This is a genomic window from Ruegeria sp. AP12 (genome assembly GCF_056540025.1).
Genome location: NZ_JBQFVZ010000056.1, coordinates 1 through 1,453 on the forward strand (window position 1 = coordinate 1; position 1,453 = coordinate 1,453).

The window sequence follows — 1,453 nt, forward strand, 5'->3', positions numbered from 1 at the left end:
ACAACCCCGGCTACCAGAACGTGCTCAAGCGGCTCAAACCCTCGACACGCCAAAGGTTCCTTTCGATCAGTTTCGATTTTCCCGACACGGAAACCGAGATCGCAGTAGTCGCGTCGGAAAGCAGGCTGGAGCCGGGACGTGTTGCGCCGCTGGTCCGTCTGGCAAGCCATATCCGCAATCTTAGGGGGATGGATCTTGAGGAAGGCGTCTCAACCCGCCTTCTGATCTACGCCGCTACGCTGATGGCTGGCGGTATGGGGGTGACCCAGGCGCTTGAGGCGGCAGTCATCGAACCATTGAGCGACGAGCCGGATGTCCAGCAGTCGCTGCGCGATCTGGTCAGCACAATCTACGGGTGACGGCGATGCACTTGCGCGACCTCATGGAGCCTGAAGAGACGGTCGGAAACCTCTGGCACGACATGGCCAGCGGGATCGGGGCTGGCGTCACATACCCCGAAGCGGGCGTCACGCTGGCCTCAGTCCGACCCAGCCTTGCCGTTCTCTTCCGCGCGCTCGGCGGGGCACCGGGGGTCGAACTGGCCGAAGTCGCACCAAGTGTCGTGCAGCATCGGCAGGTGATGCGCCGCAAGCTTGGGGCCGAGCGGGATCGCGAATGGGTGGCGCGTTTCGATGGCGAACGGCTCGCATTGCCACCCGTCATGGAAGCCTTCCCCGACCCGGACCTGAACCGTGCTGCCTTTTTCTGGCTGACGGCACTTGCCGCTGTGAGCGAGGTCGGTGCATTCGATCCGGGCGCGCCCGGCCCCGCACGGGATTGTGCGCATATTCGTGCGAATGCAGTGGCTGCGGACAAGGCCTATCTGGCCTGCCCGGGACTGCGGAAGCATTACCTCGCGATGTCTGCGTTTTGTGCGGACTCCCGGCCGGACATGCACCGCCCCGCCCAAGAGGCCGTAATGGAACAAGCGATCCGCAATCAGCTGTGTGGCGAGGCTCCCAAGCTTGATGCCACAGGTGCAGACGCGCGCAGATACATGCCATGCGCTCCTGTCCCCATATGGCTGCGCTTTGAACACCCGGGCACGGGCGGGCAGGCAGCCGACGATGCCGAAGCCGATCCCGCCGCACCGGCACCCGATGCCGCTCTCACTAACCGCAAGCTGGGTGAGCGCAAAGATCAGGATCAGCAGAACCGCAAAGACAGCTTCATCATTCACCGGTTTGAATCGATCCTGTCATGGGTCGAATCAATGAACATCAACCGCAGCGTCGATGACGACGATGACAAAACCGCTCAGAAGGCGGCCGACGACCAGGACAGGATCACCCTGTCGAAACAGGACCGCAAGGTTGCCACGCGGCTGCGCCTGCATCTTGACCTGTCGCCAGCCGATGCTGATCACGAGGCTCTGGCGGGCAAGCACACCTACCCTGAATGGAACCACCGGTCGCACAGTTACATGGAAGATCACTGCCGCGTGCTGGATGCG

At 62.7% G+C, this 1,453-nt stretch carries 1 protein-coding gene and 1 pseudogene; both read left to right on the forward strand.

The window, feature by feature from the left end:
- Nucleotides 1–359: CbbQ/NirQ/NorQ domain-containing protein (locus ACR0E6_RS21135; RefSeq protein ID WP_480586997.1), on the forward strand; the 359-nt coding region annotated here is incomplete at its 5' end.
- 5 nt (nucleotides 360–364) lie between these two features.
- Nucleotides 365–1,453, forward strand: a pseudogene (locus ACR0E6_RS21140) (NorD nitric oxide reductase activation protein); the annotation flags it as partial.